Source organism: Streptacidiphilus sp. MAP12-16 (assembly GCF_041262165.1).
GTDB lineage: Bacteria > Actinomycetota > Actinomycetes > Streptomycetales > Streptomycetaceae > Streptacidiphilus.
Map to the genome: position 1 here is coordinate 67,108 of NZ_JBGCBY010000030.1, position 14,192 is coordinate 81,299.

At 68.8% G+C, this 14,192-nt stretch carries 12 protein-coding genes, 1 tRNA gene and 1 pseudogene; 9 read left to right on the forward strand and 5 right to left on the reverse strand.

Translation table 11 applies throughout. The annotated features are described in order from the left end of the window. Window positions 1-22: 22 nt before the first annotated feature. Window positions 23-934, reverse strand: coding sequence for a LysR family transcriptional regulator (locus ABIA33_RS30920; protein WP_370085990.1), 912 nt, complete (start codon window positions 932-934; stop codon window positions 23-25). Between the two features lie 130 nt (window positions 935-1,064). On the opposite strand from ABIA33_RS30920, the gene ABIA33_RS30925 reads away from it, so the two are divergent. The 4 genes from ABIA33_RS30925 (at window position 1,065) to ABIA33_RS30940 (ending at window position 3,898) form a co-directional block, all read left to right on the forward strand. Further along, on the forward strand, window positions 1,065-1,493 hold the full coding sequence (locus ABIA33_RS30925) for a nuclear transport factor 2 family protein (RefSeq protein ID WP_370085991.1): 429 nt from the start codon (window positions 1,065-1,067) through the stop codon (window positions 1,491-1,493). Window positions 1,494-1,566: 73 nt separating this feature from the next. Further along, window positions 1,567-2,247: a hypothetical protein gene (locus ABIA33_RS30930; protein ID WP_370085992.1), complete on the forward strand. Its 681-nt coding sequence runs from the start codon at window positions 1,567-1,569 to the stop codon at window positions 2,245-2,247. Between the two features lie 12 nt (window positions 2,248-2,259). Continuing rightward, window positions 2,260-2,333 (forward strand) — tRNA-Pro (locus ABIA33_RS30935). Between the two features lie 722 nt (window positions 2,334-3,055). Continuing rightward, window positions 3,056-3,898, forward strand: a complete 843-nt coding sequence (locus tag ABIA33_RS30940) for a hypothetical protein (RefSeq protein WP_370085993.1) — start codon at window positions 3,056-3,058, stop codon at window positions 3,896-3,898. A gap of 380 nt (window positions 3,899-4,278) precedes the next feature. Here ABIA33_RS30940 and ABIA33_RS30945 read toward each other — a convergent pair whose 3' ends face one another. Both ABIA33_RS30945 and ABIA33_RS30950 read right to left on the reverse strand, forming a co-directional pair. Further along, a complete protein-coding gene (locus ABIA33_RS30945) occupies window positions 4,279-5,253 on the reverse strand; it encodes a serine hydrolase (RefSeq protein ID WP_370085994.1) in 975 nt (324 codons plus the stop codon). Window positions 5,254-7,072: 1,819 nt separating this feature from the next. Next, window positions 7,073-8,743, reverse strand: a pseudogene (locus ABIA33_RS30950) (PKD domain-containing protein); the annotation flags it as partial. A gap of 455 nt (window positions 8,744-9,198) precedes the next feature. Between ABIA33_RS30950 and ABIA33_RS30955 the strand changes: the two are divergent. The 3 genes from ABIA33_RS30955 to ABIA33_RS30965 all read left to right on the forward strand — a co-directional run bounded on the left by ABIA33_RS30955 (window position 9,199) and on the right by ABIA33_RS30965 (window position 10,972). Continuing rightward, entirely contained in the window at window positions 9,199-10,086 is an 888-nt protein-coding gene (locus ABIA33_RS30955) for an ATP-grasp domain-containing protein (RefSeq protein ID WP_370085995.1), read from the forward strand. Between the two features lie 128 nt (window positions 10,087-10,214). Beyond that, window positions 10,215-10,382, forward strand: a complete 168-nt coding sequence (locus ABIA33_RS30960; RefSeq protein WP_370085996.1) for a hypothetical protein — start codon at window positions 10,215-10,217, stop codon at window positions 10,380-10,382. An 11-nt stretch (window positions 10,383-10,393) separates the two neighbouring features. Continuing rightward, on the forward strand, window positions 10,394-10,972 hold the full coding sequence (locus tag ABIA33_RS30965) for a hypothetical protein (RefSeq protein ID WP_370085997.1): 579 nt from the start codon (window positions 10,394-10,396) through the stop codon (window positions 10,970-10,972). A 148-nt stretch (window positions 10,973-11,120) separates the two neighbouring features. On the opposite strand, the gene ABIA33_RS30970 is transcribed toward ABIA33_RS30965, so the two are convergent. Further along, entirely contained in the window at window positions 11,121-12,275 is a 1,155-nt protein-coding gene (locus ABIA33_RS30970; RefSeq protein ID WP_370086015.1) for a helix-turn-helix domain-containing protein, read from the reverse strand. A 305-nt stretch (window positions 12,276-12,580) separates the two neighbouring features. Beyond that, window positions 12,581-12,955 carry a hypothetical protein gene (locus tag ABIA33_RS30975; RefSeq protein WP_370085998.1) on the reverse strand — a complete coding sequence of 125 codons (375 nt, stop codon included), beginning with the start codon at window positions 12,953-12,955 and terminating at the stop codon, window positions 12,581-12,583. A 304-nt stretch (window positions 12,956-13,259) separates the two neighbouring features. Between ABIA33_RS30975 and ABIA33_RS30980 the strand changes: the two genes are divergently transcribed. Beyond that, complete coding sequence (locus tag ABIA33_RS30980; RefSeq protein WP_370085999.1) at window positions 13,260-13,634, forward strand: hypothetical protein; 375 nt, start codon at window positions 13,260-13,262, stop codon at window positions 13,632-13,634. Next, complete coding sequence (locus ABIA33_RS30985; protein WP_370086016.1) at window positions 13,634-14,020, forward strand: ArsR/SmtB family transcription factor; 387 nt, start codon at window positions 13,634-13,636, stop codon at window positions 14,018-14,020. Before ABIA33_RS30980 ends, ABIA33_RS30985 begins: the two co-directional genes overlap by 1 nt. The last annotated feature ends 172 nt before the right edge of the window (window positions 14,021-14,192 follow it).

A 14,192-nucleotide genomic window follows, 5' to 3' on the forward strand; every position in this document is an offset into this window, starting at 1 on the left:
CCTCACTCCGGCTCGCTCCACCTCACGGCGTCGGCTGCAGCCACCCCTGCTGGCGTGAGGTCTCGACAGCGACCCTGAGCAGGCGCTCGATCGCGGGCGAGCGGTTCTGGCCGCGGGTGATCAGGTGGATCTCCACTGTGGAGACGGGCTCCAACGGCAGCCACACCAGCCCGGCCGGTAGGCCGACCCGCCCCGTCTCGCCGACGATGGTGATCGCCGCCCCGGAGGCCACCGGGGTGTACGAGGCGTCGAAGTCGAGTCCGCGGACCAGCACCTCGGGCTTGGCCCCGGCACGGGCGCAGATGTCCATGAGCTGGTCGTAGTGGCCGGGGTTGTGGTCCCGGGCGTGCAGCAGCAGCTTCAGACCGTCGAGGTCGGCCGGATCAACCGCGTCGGCGCCCTGGGCCAGCGGGTGATCACGGCTGACGATGACGCCCTGCCGCTCCAGGCGCAGCAGGGTGAGCACCAGCTCCTGCTGCGGCGGGGCGCAGCGAACCAGTCCGACGTCCAGGGTGCCCGCGGCGACGCCGTTGACAATGTCCGCGAAGGACATGACCCGCGCCAAGACCTCGATACCGGGAGCCTCCTCGCTCATCGCGAGCAGCAGCTGCGGGGCGGTCTCGTAGCCCGCGCTCATGCCGTAGCCGAGGCTGATGCTGCCGAGGCGGCCGTCGGCGAAGGCGCGGACACCGCGCCACAGGCTGTCGGCCGCGTCGAGGAGGGCGGGACCACGCTCCAGCAGCATCCGTCCGGCCTCGGTGGGCTCCACCTTGTGGGTGGTGCGACTGAGCAATTCCACGCCCAACTCCCGCTCCAGCTCCCGTACTTGGCGACTGAGAGCGGGTTGGGCGATATGCAGCCGCTCGGCGGCTCGGGTGAAGTTCCGCTCCTCGGCAACGGCCAGGAAGTAACGCAGGCGACGCAGCTCGGACATGGTCCCATCCTAGGCGGGCGGTCATGCCGTGTCGGCATGGACCGATGAAAACCCGGTCGTTCCGTCGGCTCGGCACCCCTCGGTAGATTTCAGATGTCGGCAGCGGAAAAGCAGTCCGAAGCGAACGGAAATGAATACGACCGAATTGAGCGAGAACGCAGTACGCGCCTATATCGACGCGATCGGGGCAGGAAAAACCGACGTCATCCAGGACATGCTCGCGGAGGACGCGACCTGGACGCTGATCGGCAGCCTGCCGATGACCGGCACCTGGCAGGGCCGCGCGGCCATCTTCGAGGACTTCCTGGGCCTCGCCTTCGGCCGCATCGACGCCGCGACCCTGGAGCTGAGCACCACCAGCCTCCTCGCGAGCGGGGGCAAGGTCGCCGCGGAGTGGACCTCCCGCACGGAGGTGCGCGGCGGCGGCCAGTACGACCAGGAGTGCGTCGGGATCTTCACGGTGCGGGACGGGCTCATCGTCTCGGTACGCGAGTACGTCGACACCGACCACACCCGCACAGCGCTTTTCAGGTCCTGGCGCACCGACCCGGCGGGGTGAACCATGCTGCCGTCAGGCGATATCGAAAGAGCCGTGGAATTCGGCGAGGCCGAGGATCCGAAGCCACTCGACAATGAAGCTCGGTGAACCGAGGGAGACCCCCCGCCTGGAGAACCCGCCGCGCCGCTGGCTGCCGGTCAAGGACATCGCGGGCACGTTCGTCCGCACCGCCCACGGCACCGGTCCGGCCGTCGGCACCCGCGTAGTGGGGCACCCGCCGGCCCAGGGCTCGGCGGAGCGGCTCGCAGTCGCCGCCCGGTACCTCGCCACACTCCCCGACCGGGTCGACGCCAACACCGCCGCCGCCCTCCCCTTCGCCGACCTGACCGCACTCCGCCTGCTACGCGCAGCAGGGCCGGCAGAGGGGGCCAGCGGCGGCGTCGGCCATTACGTGACGAAGCTCGCCGCCGGCACAGGTGCGCAGGCCACCGCCGTGAGCCCGAGCACGGAGCGCGGCCGGCGACTCCTGGCCCTGGGCGCAGCGGACGTGGTGACCGACGCCGAGCAGCCGGAGGGTCCCTACGACGTGGTGCTCGAATCGGTCGGCGGCGCCTCGCTCCCCACAGCACCGGCCCGGGCTCGCGCCGGAGCCTCTGCTCGTCTGGTTCGGGCAGGCCAGCCGACCTACGCGCACGCCGCATCCGCGACAACGCCGTCCTGGTCACCTCCGGACCCCACCCGCACCCTGACCTGCACCACCGCCGCCCCCAGCAGAAACCTGATTTCGTCCCACGCCGCGGGTCCGCTAGAGTAATCCTCGTTGCACCGGGGTGTGGCGCAGCTTGGTAGCGCGCTTCGTTCGGGACGAAGAGGCCGTGGGTTCAAATCCCGCCACCCCGACCCAGGTCAGAGGCCCTGTCGAGATCATCGACAGGGCCTCTGTGCATCTAACTGCGTGACTGCGGTTTTGGATCACTCTTCAAGAGTTCATCCATCAAAACCGCGCCGCTCTGGTTCCAGGGGGACCTCGGACGAAGCTGTGGCGCAGCTCACGCGGCGTCCACTCAGCAGCCGTCACACCTTCCGCTTTGGCGATCGCGGTACGAAACGCCCCCCGTATGTTGGATGGATCCAACTCCGTTCCGGTTTCAGCGTCCGCCGCGATTTCCGGGCTTTGGTGTCCCCGTCGGCCTGCACTGAGACGTCGCCGAGCAAACGCCAGCGCCTTCGACGGCCAACCCGGGTGTCCGGTCGGGACGGAGCGCTGCTCCCCGACGTTGTAGTCCCTGTCCGCGCACAGCCACCAGCACCCGGCCCAGTGTCACCGAGCTGGGATCCTGGGCTCGGCGCCCAGTCGTACGCGCAGCAGAACCTCCCGTCCGGAAGTGGGCGGCGAGCCATCTCCACAATGCCCTCCCCCGGCCCGGCGAATTCAAGGCGCTGAACTGCGCGTTGTGGCTCGGACGGCTGTTGCACTGCGGTGACAGTCCACACACAGGCTGGGGATCTTCCGCTGAAAGGATCATCCCAGCGCGAAGGACCGCACCTGAGGAACTCGGGGGACGGAGACAGCAGCGCCACCCAACTCTCGCTCCGCTCCAGGCTTCCCTGAGGATCTCACCATGAACGCTCGCCGCTCTGCCCGCGCCGGTTTCGCTGCCACTGCTGCCATCGTTGTCATGGGTGCGACCCAACTGCTCGGCTCCGGCGCGGCCTGGGCGGCCGACAGCGTGCAGGGGTCGATGGACAACCCGGCGGCGCACGCCCCGGCCAAGCCGGTCGGCCACCACGGAGACGTGACGATCGCCCTGATCCCGGTGGCACCGACGGCCATCACGGCGGGCGGCGCACCGGTTGACTTCGGCATCGAGATGGCCAACTTCACCGGCGCGGCCTACCAGTACGTCGCGCCGGAGGTCACTGTGCTGGGACTGCCCTCGGGCGGCATCGCGCGGACCCTCCCCGCGTCCAACTTCACCTTCCAGGCGATGGTTCACGGTGCGTGGCTGACGCTGCCGGTGGTCACCGCCCGCACCGGAGCCCAGACGGTGAACACCACGGCCCTCGCCCAGCCCCTCGCCAACGGACACGCCACCCGCCTCATGTTCCGGATCACGGTCAACGGCCAGTTGGCGAAGGACCTGACCTCGCTGGACGTCAATCTGGCGGCGATGGGTGACGGCCGCTCGACCCACCAGGTCGACGACAAGCTGAAGGTCCAGCGCACCACAGCAACGACGAGCCCCAAGCCGTCCGCCCCCGCAGCGCCGACGAAGCGCACCCCTGCGCCTGCCACCCCGTCCGCCTCCGCCTCCGCGACGACGGCCGCCGCGCCGATGGCCGCGCTCGCCCAGACCGGTGGCGGTAGTGACGCGGGCACGCTGCTCGGCTTCGGAGCGGCACTGCTCGCGCTCGGCGGTGGGGCTGCGGCGTTCGTCCGCCACGCCAAGCGCCGCACCCACTGAGGCTTCGGCCTGCCCGGCAATGAAGTCAACAGCGAGGGAAGTGGACGCAGTTGACCGTTCTGGTCAAGGGCTAAGGATCACGAGGCTGTGGGTTCGAATCCTGCTGAGCGCAGCCAGGTCGAAGGCCCGGAGACAATGTCTCCGGGCCTTCGGGCAAACAGGGGTGACAACAACGCACCCGCTCAGCCCTCGCCGAAATCTCGGCAGGCACGACCAGGGCCCAGGTCGACCGGCGAGCAGCCGGAAGCCTGGGCCCTCTGACAGACGGGATCGCACTGCCACCCCGTGGTGGCCCCGTATGAACTGCCCAGGGCCACCACGGGCCGGTTCCGCAGTGTGGTGTCAGCTCAGGTGGCCTGCCCGAGCGTGCGCAGCGTGCGTCAGTGCGTAGTGACGGGACCGAACGGCGCCGATCCGTCGGAGACCTCGGGCGCTGTGACGTTGGGGGCGTGGGGAAGGGCCCCGCTGGTGTGGCTGCTGACACCGCTGTTGAGGTCGCGGTGCACCACCGACGCGATCGACTGGATCGTGTCGATCCCGTACGACTCAGTGGCGTTGTCCTCGGTCAGGATCGCCATCCGGTAGTCCTTGCCCGTGCCGGTGAAGATGCCCAGGCTGTGTACCCGCCAGCCGTGGGTCGCCCGTTGCAGCCAGCCGTTCTTCACATGCACGGAGACCGTGGCCGGCGCACCGAAGGGGGTACCCCAACGCTGGTCAGCCTCCACCTGGCCCATCAGCTTCAGGGCATACGCCTTTCCCGCCGACGTGAGCACGCTCGGGTTACTGGTGAAGACGTTCAGCATCTTCAGCTCGTCGGCAGCGGTGATCTGCGTAAGACCCCAGTAGCCACCGGTGCCCAGTTGGGTGTCGTTCATCCCTGCCAGCCGCAGGAAAGCCTGGAGACGGGGCATGCCGAGGCTTTGCCACAGATTGGTGGCCGCGGTGTTGTCGGACGCTGTGATCATCTGCTGGAGGTTGGTGACCTCCCAGTCGGTCAGGTATCGGTGCTCGTCCTCGCCACGACGCAGCACGGCGCCCATGATGGTCGCCTTGACGACGCTCGCCGAGTCGACGTGCAATGAGGGGTTGTAGGCGCAGGACACGCCGGTTTTGGCGTCCGCCACCGCGAAGGCCACGGTGTCCTGACGGCCCGACAGGGCACTCGCGATATCCCGGGACAGCTGGGCGGCCAGCTGGGGGTTGCTCGCAGAGGCGCAGTATGACGGGGTACTCGCCGCGGCGCGGGGCGCCGCCTGCGCGGTAGCGGGTACGGCGAACGCCAGCAGCGTCGCTGCTGCGCCGGTGACCAGGTGCGCGAGCGGGCGGCGCTTGCGGGTCTGCGTGAAGGCTGCCATGGGAATGGGATCCTTTTGAGAGATTGATAGACCTGCTGGGGAACGCAGTTGAGTGCTGTGGTGCGAGGCGATGCCACGAACCGTCGGCGTTCGCGTTTCCGAACCACACATGTTGTGCTTCGCTCACGCAGTCAGTAGGGCCACCGCCGCAGAACGATCAGGCCTGCTCGGCGGGCCTCACCGGTTCCGCCTGCTCGGCGGCTGAGCGGAGGGAGTCCCGCTCCGGAGGGTGTTCGGCGCCGTCTAACCCGGCGCGCGTCCACGAGCATGTCGCGCCGACCCGGCCAGGAGGCGGGAGCGGACGCAGCGGCACTGCCCGCGGGCGAGCGGGCGTGCGTATGCATCGGGCCGCTGCCTCGACCGCGAGTCCCGCTCCGATCGGCTGACGACGGGGCCGAGGGCTTGCCCTCCGATCACCGGCAGCGGTACGTGCCAATGTGCCGCACGACCGGCAGACGTCTCAGGCATGTGAGGAGACTACCTTCAAGGTCGTTGGCTGACAGCAGCATCGCGCATCCCACAGGGTCAGCTCGCCCAGAGCGGTGGCGGTTGTGACGCGGGGGTTGGGAGCTCCCGCGCGAAGGGCGGGCCGGGGACTTCCCGGCCCCGCCCTTCGCGTGTGACTACTGGTGCTCCGTCAGCCGGTTGCGCCGTAGCTGTAGTAAGTACCGGAGAGATCCGCGATCACGGACACCGGCGCGGAGCCGCCGTTGTAGATGTCCACGTAGCCGTCAGCGCCGACTGGGGTGACCGTCATGTTCGCGACCGTCTGCCCGGCAGTGAAGTTGACACTGGATGCGCCGCCGCGGACCGTGCCGTCCGGGTACGCGGAGAGGAACCCCGCACCCGCGCTGTCGGTCACGGTCAGGTTCAAAGCCGCCGCGGCGACCCCGGCGGCGGGCACCCCACCGACGCCGGCGACCTTCAGCCGCAGCGTCTGTTGAGCACCCAACTGACCGACGGACGCGCCGATCCCGCCGCGGGTGTCCAGGACCCGAGTCGGAGCGGAGGGCAGGAACACCGACCCCGTCGAGCTCATGTCGTAGTAGCCCACCAGGTCGGCGACGAAGTCCACGCTCCCGCCACCACCGTTGTGCAGCACCAGCCCGCCGTTGGCGAGCGGCACGCCCCCGCTGGTGAGCGACACGGTGACCAGGGCGGGCACGACCTTGCCCGCCGTCCAGTTGGCGTTGGACACGCCGGGACGGTTCTGCCCGGAGCCGTAGGCCGTGAGGAAGCCCGAGCTCAGGGCGTTCACGGCGGTGACGTTGAAAGCAGCGGCCATGGCGTTCGTGGGCACGCCGTTGAGCCCCGACACCGGGACAGTGATCGTCCCGTTCCCCGCCACCGGCCGGCCGCCGGCAGCGCGGGTATCGAGCACCCGAACCGGCCCCACCGCGTGGTAGACGGACCCGGACTGGGCGCTGGTGTGGGACCCGACGGTGTCCACCACCAGGTCGATCGGCTTGTCGCTCCCGTTGTAGAAGTCGACGTAGCCGCTGCTGCCCACGGACGCGGTCACCTGGTTCGCGACGGTCAGGCCCGGCGTGAAGTTGACGTTCGACACGTTCGGCCGAGCGGCACCGTCCGGGTAGACGGTGACGAAGCCCCCCGCCTCGGGGTTGGTGACGGTGACGTTCAACTGCACCGCATCGGGTGCCACTGTCGCGACATGCAGTGCGGACGTCGACAACCTGACCACTGCGTGGGCGGGGACGGTGTCCCGGCCTTTGGTACGGCTGTCGTAGGCACGCTGCGGGCCGCCGTCCAGCGGGTTGTACGCGGTGCCGACGACGGCCGTGGACTTCGACGCGAACGGGCGACCAAGGAGGTCCGTGCCGGTGAAGGTGACGGTGTAGATGCCGGGGCGGGGATATGTGTGGGTGATCCCGTTGGTCAAATCGGCGACGGTGGATCCGTCGCCGAAGTTGGCGGTCCAATGGGCGATCTCCCACTGACCGTCGATCCCGGTCATGGTGAACCGCAACGTGTCCGGGGTGTAGGGGCCGTCATTCAGTCCGGCGACGAGCACCGGGGCCAGCGGGGCGGCCGGGAGGACATTGACGTCCTGGTAGCCGCTCACCGAGTAGCCGCCGTCGCCATTGGTGATCGTGGTCTTCTTGAGGTAGACCCCGACCTGCTGGTAGCTGTGGTAGATGCTGGTGCCGACCGGCCCGCTCTGCTGCGTGCTGCCGTCGCCGAAGTCCACTGTGGCCGTGAGCGCCTCGCCCCAGGCGGAGGTCGGGGCGGGCACGGGCTGCCCGTCGAACGCGCTGGACACCGCCACTGTCGCCGCGCTGGACGAGGGCGGGTAGGCGATGGAGTCCTCGACCTCGACCGCGCCACGGTCGTAGTAGTTCGCATGACCGACGCCGGTGGCCGTGACATGAGGGTCGTGAACGCGGGGGTGGCCGTAGGCATCGGTGGAGAGCTCGCCCGGTGCGTCGGAATTCGCCGAGTCGACCAGCGGTGATCGGTCCCCGATCTGGGGGTAGTTGCCTGACGCGGGCCCGTCGATGTCGTGGGCGCCCTGGGCGGTGGCGATGGTGAACGCCGCGACGGTGGCGTAGTCGACACCGGCCCACAGGTACTTCGGCGCCCCGACCGTCGCCACCTGGAAGGCGTTGTAGTCGCTGACGACATGCGCGGCCGAATCGGTGGAGACGGACAACGCTGGTGACTTGGATCCGTAGCCGACGTTGTTCTCGACGTCGGCGGTGGAGCCCGCGTCGATGGCGATATCCGAAACACCTTGGGGGGCGGAAATGGAGTTGCTTGTGACGGAAAGGGAGTTGCTTGTCAGGTCGACCCCTGAGGCACCGCTAACCTGCACCAGTGGGTGCGTGACTCCCCAACCCGAGAGGTGGTTGGTGGTCACCACAACGTCGTGCGCACCGGATTCGACCCGGACCGCGCCGCCGTCCCACAGTCCAGAGACAGTGGAGCGGGAGAGCGTGATCGCCGACGAGGAGCCGTCGACATCGATACCGCGGAGACCCTGCGGATTCGCATGGAGATACGACAGCGCCAGCCTGTCGAGCGAGACGTTCTGAGACCCTATGATGTCGATGGCATCATGTCCTCCGTGCACATACGGCTCGATGGTCAGCCCGCTGAACGCCACGTCGTGGACTCCCGACAGCGTCAGCGCGGGGGAAGCGCCCGGCGCCGTGAGGTAGTACCCCGCACCCGTGAAGGTGATCGGCGCGCCCGGCGCGCCCGAGTGCTTGACGACCAGGTTCTCCCAGTACGTCTCTCCGATCGGACCGCCGATGACGACCGTCTGTCCCGGCTGTGCCGCGTCCGCCGCAGCCTGGACGGAGCAGAACGGCAACGCCTGGCTCCCGGCCGAGGGATCCGTGTTGCTGCACGTTGCCGTGCGGTTCACGTACAGCGTCGTGCCGGTGGCGGCGTGGGCGGCCGGGGCTATGACGAACCCGGCAGATACGGCTATCGCGGCGAATCCCGCGACACGGTGTGCAGAGCGCACGAATCTCCCCTATTGGCGCTGAATCGCCCGGCCTCGTGGAACGGATGTGGCACACGATGCGCCGGGCTATGCGGATGCTATCCATTCATGCGACCCGCAGAAAGGGCGGGCCCGGTAGTCGGGGGGCCCGACGTGACGGACAAAGCCCTGCGTCTCTGCCCCAACTGCCACGTCCTGGCACGTCCTCTTTGACTACGGCGCCCGGTATCTCACCGATGACCTCCGCATCGTTGACGGAGTGAAGCACCAGGAGATCGACTGGCTGCGTACTCACCGACTCCACAAGATCGATACCCGCTTCGTGCAGCACCACAGAGGTTGGCCGGGCTCGTCCATTACTCCGTGCCTGATCAGGCACGGCTTGTCGAAGAGGGCCGGCTCATTCGGGCGCTGAGACCGCCCCCACGCGGCGCAGATATTCTCAGCCGCACCACCCGCCGTGCCCCTACGGTTGGGTGGTGACCGCCTCGCTGCTGCTGTGCAACGACCCGCTGCGACCCGCCCGCTGCGACCCTTACTTCGCCGCGCAGGCCGTCGTGGCCCGGCAGGCCGGGGCGGCGGTGGCGCTGCTGGACCACGACGCGCTGCTCGCGGGACGTACGGACGAAGCCGTGCGCCGGGTTCCGCGCGACCTGGAACCGTTGTGGTACCGGGGCTGGATGATCCCCACGGCCGCCTACGCTGACCTCGACGCCGCCCTGGCCGCACGCGGCGTCCCCCTGCTCACCGCTCCGGCGCAGTACCGCTCGGCACATGAACTCCCCGGCTGGTACGCCGACTTCGCCGAGGCCACACCTGCGAGCACCTGGATCGCGTGCACCCCGCACCAAGCGCCTGAACCTGACGCGCTCGCGCGAGCCGCCTCCGAGCTCCCGGCCGGCGCGGGGATCGTCAAGGACTTCGTGAAATCCCGCAAGCACGAATGGGACCAGGCCTGCTACCTGCCCGACCTCGCCGATATCCCGGCCGTCCACACCGTGGTGTCCCGCTTCGTCGAACTCCAGGACGACTCCCTGGCTGGCGGCATCGTGCTCCGTGCCTTCGAAGACCTCCAGAGCAGAGCGGGCGAAGCCCGGGTCTGGTGGCTCGACGGCGAACCGGTTCTGACGACCGCCCACCCGGACACCCCCGACCTGCAGCCCGCACCCGCCCTCGCTCACATCCGGCCGCTGGTCCGAGAGCTGGACTGCCGGTTCATCACCACCGACCTCGCGCAGCGCGCCGACGGCATCTGGCGCGTCATCGAGGTCGGCGACGGACAGGTCAGCGACCTCCCCAGCAGCGCCGACCCTTCCTCGCTGCTTGGACCGCTGCTCACTCACGTTCACGGCCGGACAGCGTAGGACGTGGCGCATCTCGAACCCCCAGCCGCTGGTCCACGACTGGGGCAGTCCTCGATCTCTGCCGACTCTCCGTAACGGGTCGGCAACTTTGCGGCACCGGGGCGCACGTCGGTGGCAGGCTGCACCACGTGAACCGCACTCTCACCCTCGCCACAGCGGTCGCGCTGTTCACCCTCGCCCGATGCTCCAACTCCGTTGGCAGCACCGGCGATGGCGCGGCATCCACCAACAGGCGCGGCGGGCACGCGATGGACGCGGCGCCGACGTGTCCATCTGTGGCCGCTGCGGTCGCCTGATGGGAGACGCCTTGCTGTCAGCAGCAGGGGCACTCGACTGCGCCATGCGCATCCCCGGCGCACTTGCCGTCTCCATCGGCGAGATCCGCAGTGGGGCGACCCTCAGCGCGGTCCGACGCACCGACGAGGCCGACCAGGCCGACGTCGTGCCACCGGCGTACAGCGGCGCGGCGATCGACATGTGCGCGGGATACGGAGCCTTCTGCGGTCCGGGCCAGGATCTCGAGGAATTCGTCCTCACCGGCACGCAGACGTACTTCGTGCTGCGGGTGGTGCCGCTGAGTTCGGGTGCCGGGCACGCCTTCCTGCACATCGCGCTCGACCGATCTCAGACGAACCTCGCACTGGCACGGATCGACATCAAGACACTCGGGGAGCGCATACCGCTTGTCGTCGAGACGTACTGCCTCGAAGCGTCGGCCAACCCGTCGCCACTGTCGCCGCAAGGCGCACAGCCTCCGCAGATTCCGGGTCGGGACCTGCCGCGGCGCGAACCGACTCGGAAGCGGACGACCGCGCAGCCACCGATGAGGTCAACGGACGACGATGCACTGCTGCACCGCCTGGTGGCGGGACTGCGGCGGTTGTAGTGACAACGACGCCGACGACGAGCGCCGGGGATGGACCGGGGACGCGAGCCGCTGTGCGACCTGGACCCCGGAGCGGTGCCCGCACCGCTGCTGAGGGGACCGTCACCCCCCACCCCACCCGTCGAGCTGGCGCGAGGGCATCAATCGGCTAGCCGAGCCAGTCGAATCGCAGATCGCGGATCATGATGTGGATGTCGAGTTCCCGGCCCAGGCAGAAGCTCCTGAGGCAGTCCAGGGCGTGGGCGTCCCTCTTCGCAGTCCAGACCCAGTCCACTGCCGTGTGCCTCTCCTCCTGAGGCCAATGGACCAGGCCGTGGCGCTCAAGGGTGGCGAGGTGCCCGAGCATGTCCTCGCCGGCGAGTCCGGCCGCCCGATGGAGCTCATCGGCGGGCATTCCGTAGGTGGGCAGGCTCGCTCCAATCCGCAGGGCGTTGCCGTGGCGAAGGAGGATGCCCAGGAGCGCGCGGTCCGGGGGCGGCACATCGCGCAGCGCCGCGATGAGGGGTTCCAGGAACCCACGGAAGTCCGCGAGCTGTTCCCCGTCGGGGCAGGCATCCCAACTGAAGTCCTCGGCAAGGAGCTTGAGCGTCAGCGTGCCCTCGGTCGGCTCGTGCTCATCCGCGATACCCGAAGCAGCCGCAGAGGTGGCACCCGCCAGCGGAGCACCCGTCGCGGGATGAGCCGGGGCGTCACCGTGCAGTGCGGAGCTCGCGAGATAGGCGAGGCGGTAGGCAGACACGACGTACTGCAGGGCGAGTTCGGTCGAGGGAACGGCGAGATGGCAGTGGTCGCGGATCTGCTCCAGCTGCTGGGCGATCACGCTGGCCCCTCCCAGGAGCTTCCCTTCGGTCTCGGCCCGGCGGAACGCCTCCACGATCTGTCCCGGCCAATTGCCAGGCAGGTCGTTGTACAGGGCGCGGGAGAGATGCACCGCGGACATGCGGACCACCTCCCACCCGTCCTCGATCGCGGCGTTCGGGCGCGTCGCTGCCAGCGCTGCCGCCTTCGCCAGACCCACGCCGGATGGCAGGGCAGGGACGGCCGCGACCGGTTCGACCAGCCACGCCGACACCGTCGACGTGGTCAGGCCGCCACCTGCCACGGCCCATCGCCGACGCGCTTCCTCCACGTCTCCCCCCAACTCCCGGACCAAGGGCTCGGTGACGTCCCAGGAGGGCAGACGTCGTCCCTGGAAGGCGTCCGAGACCGTCGTCCTGCCGTAGCCGATCTGCCTCCCCAGTTGCCGGTAACTCGGCTTCCCCGCACGGACGCGCAGACCCTTGAGGTACTGGGCGAACGGCACAGCATCCAACAGCTTCTCCACAACCCAGTTACGGCTGTCGCTCGTACAGGCAGCCGCCGTCCGGCGCATCCGGGCAAAGACGGCACTCGGCCCACGCCAACTCCCGCACAGCAGTTGGACGCAACTCGACGGAACGCCGGCCGGGTACGTGCACCTGTCGAGCGGCTCCATACGCGGACCCACGCCATGGCCGGTGGCCATCGCCTGCTACCCGGATCACCTTCCGCCAGGCCGACACCGGACGATACGGGACGACGCAGGACGACGCGGGACGACAGCCATCCCGCTGCCACCGTCATGACTTGTCAGACGTCCAGAGTCTGCTCGATCTGCTGCAGCTGGCGCCGGGCCATGGCCAGGTTGGCGCGCTTTCGGTCCAGGGCGACGTAGAGGAACAAGCCGGCGCCGGAGCGCGCGGTCAGCGGCCGGATCACGTGGTACTGGCCGGTCAGGGTGATCAGGATGTCCTCGATGGTCTGACCGTGGAGGTTGAGCAGCTCCATGGTGCGCATTTTCGCGCGGACCACGTCGGTGTTCCCGGCCGCGGCAGCCGTCAGATCGAGGTCTTTGCCGCCGCCGAGGATGCCCAGCGCCAGGCCGCTGTTGAAGTCCACGAGCGCGGTCCCCAGCGCACCGTCGATCGCCATGACGTCCTTGAGTGCAACATCGGTGTTAGTCATGGGAGTGGAGACTAGGGAGCCGCCCGGTGACCGCACTGCAAGACACCGAAAGCCTCCCGCGCACGAGACGCACCCGTGTACCTTCACGCGCAGGACTGTCCAGTGACCGGTCACCGCTCGTGCGGACTGCCACGGCTGTCGGGCCCATGGTGAGTACAACTCGCGCTCGCTGAAGAGAAGTTGGAGCACCGGACCCGGCCTCCGGCCCTTCGGGCGCGGCAACGTACACCATTCACGGCACCCTGATTGCAGAGTTCTGCATTTCAACGCGAAGTCACTGAGCGGCTGCTTAGTGTGACCGCCCATGGGAAACATCGACATTGCACTCAAGGAAGTCATGACGATCGACGGCGCCCTCGGGGTCGCGCTCGTGGACTTCAACAGCGGTCTGGCCCTCGGCGTCCTCGGCGGCGGCAAAGACCTCGACCTGACGGCCGCGGCGGCCGGGAACACCGACGTGGTCCGCGCCAAAATGCGCACCATGGAGATCCTCAACCTCCACAACGAGAGCATCGAGGACGTCCTGATCAGCCTGACCGGCCAGTACCACCTCATCCGTCTGCTGACCTCGCGCAATGGCAGCGGTCTCTTCCTCTACGTAGCTCTTGACCGCAAACGCGCCAACCTCGCCATGGCGCGACGCCAGCTTCAGCAGGTCGAGCGCAACCTGGACGTTTGATGCAGGCCCCGCTCTACCAGGTGAAGGCCGAGTTCTTCCGCATGCTGGGCCACCCGGTCCGCATCCGCGTCCTGGAACTCCTCCAGGACGGGCCCAAGCAGGTGCGCGACCTGCTCGCAGACATCGGCACCGAACCATCCAGCCTCTCCCAACAACTCGCGGTGCTGCGCCGCTCGGGCATCGTAGTGTCCATCCGCGAGGGCTCCACCGTCCTCTACGCGCTGGCCGGCACGGACGTCGCCGACCTGCTTCGCGCCGCGCGCCGGATCCTCACCGTGCTCCTGGCCGACCGTGAGGCGGTCCTGGAGCAGCTACGTGCAGCCGAGGCACTCGCTGATCCGCTTCCCGCTGAGCCAGGAGCAACGGAACGGCCGGTTGCCTGCTGATCGGTACGAGGAGCGCAGTCCTCCCCACCCTCGAAAGTGACCTTGAACCGTCGAGGAGCTTGAGGCGACGTTCGGGACGGAACGGTCGTCTGTGGGTTGTCGCCCGGCAGCCGCCGGGGGTAGGGGGGACGGCGCCTTCGACGCCTGCTCGGACCGCTGTTCTCCCTCGACT

Coding starts and splice junctions, on each gene's coding strand:
- ABIA33_RS30940 (WP_370085993.1), top strand. CDS start 3,056: ATGAACGCTCGCCGCTCTGCCCGCGCCGGTTTCGCTGCCACTGCTGCC.
- ABIA33_RS30980 (WP_370085999.1), top strand. CDS start 13,260: ATGGGAAACATCGACATTGCACTCAAGGAAGTCATGACGATCGACGGC.
- ABIA33_RS30925 (WP_370085991.1), top strand. CDS start 1,065: ATGAATACGACCGAATTGAGCGAGAACGCAGTACGCGCCTATATCGAC.
- ABIA33_RS30975 (WP_370085998.1), bottom strand. CDS start 12,955: ATGACTAACACCGATGTTGCACTCAAGGACGTCATGGCGATCGACGGT.
- ABIA33_RS30920 (WP_370085990.1), bottom strand. CDS start 934: ATGTCCGAGCTGCGTCGCCTGCGTTACTTCCTGGCCGTTGCCGAGGAG.
- ABIA33_RS30945 (WP_370085994.1), bottom strand. CDS start 5,253: ATGGCAGCCTTCACGCAGACCCGCAAGCGCCGCCCGCTCGCGCACCTG.
- ABIA33_RS30985 (WP_370086016.1), top strand. CDS start 13,634: ATGCAGGCCCCGCTCTACCAGGTGAAGGCCGAGTTCTTCCGCATGCTG.
- ABIA33_RS30930 (WP_370085992.1), top strand. CDS start 1,567: ATGAAGCTCGGTGAACCGAGGGAGACCCCCCGCCTGGAGAACCCGCCG.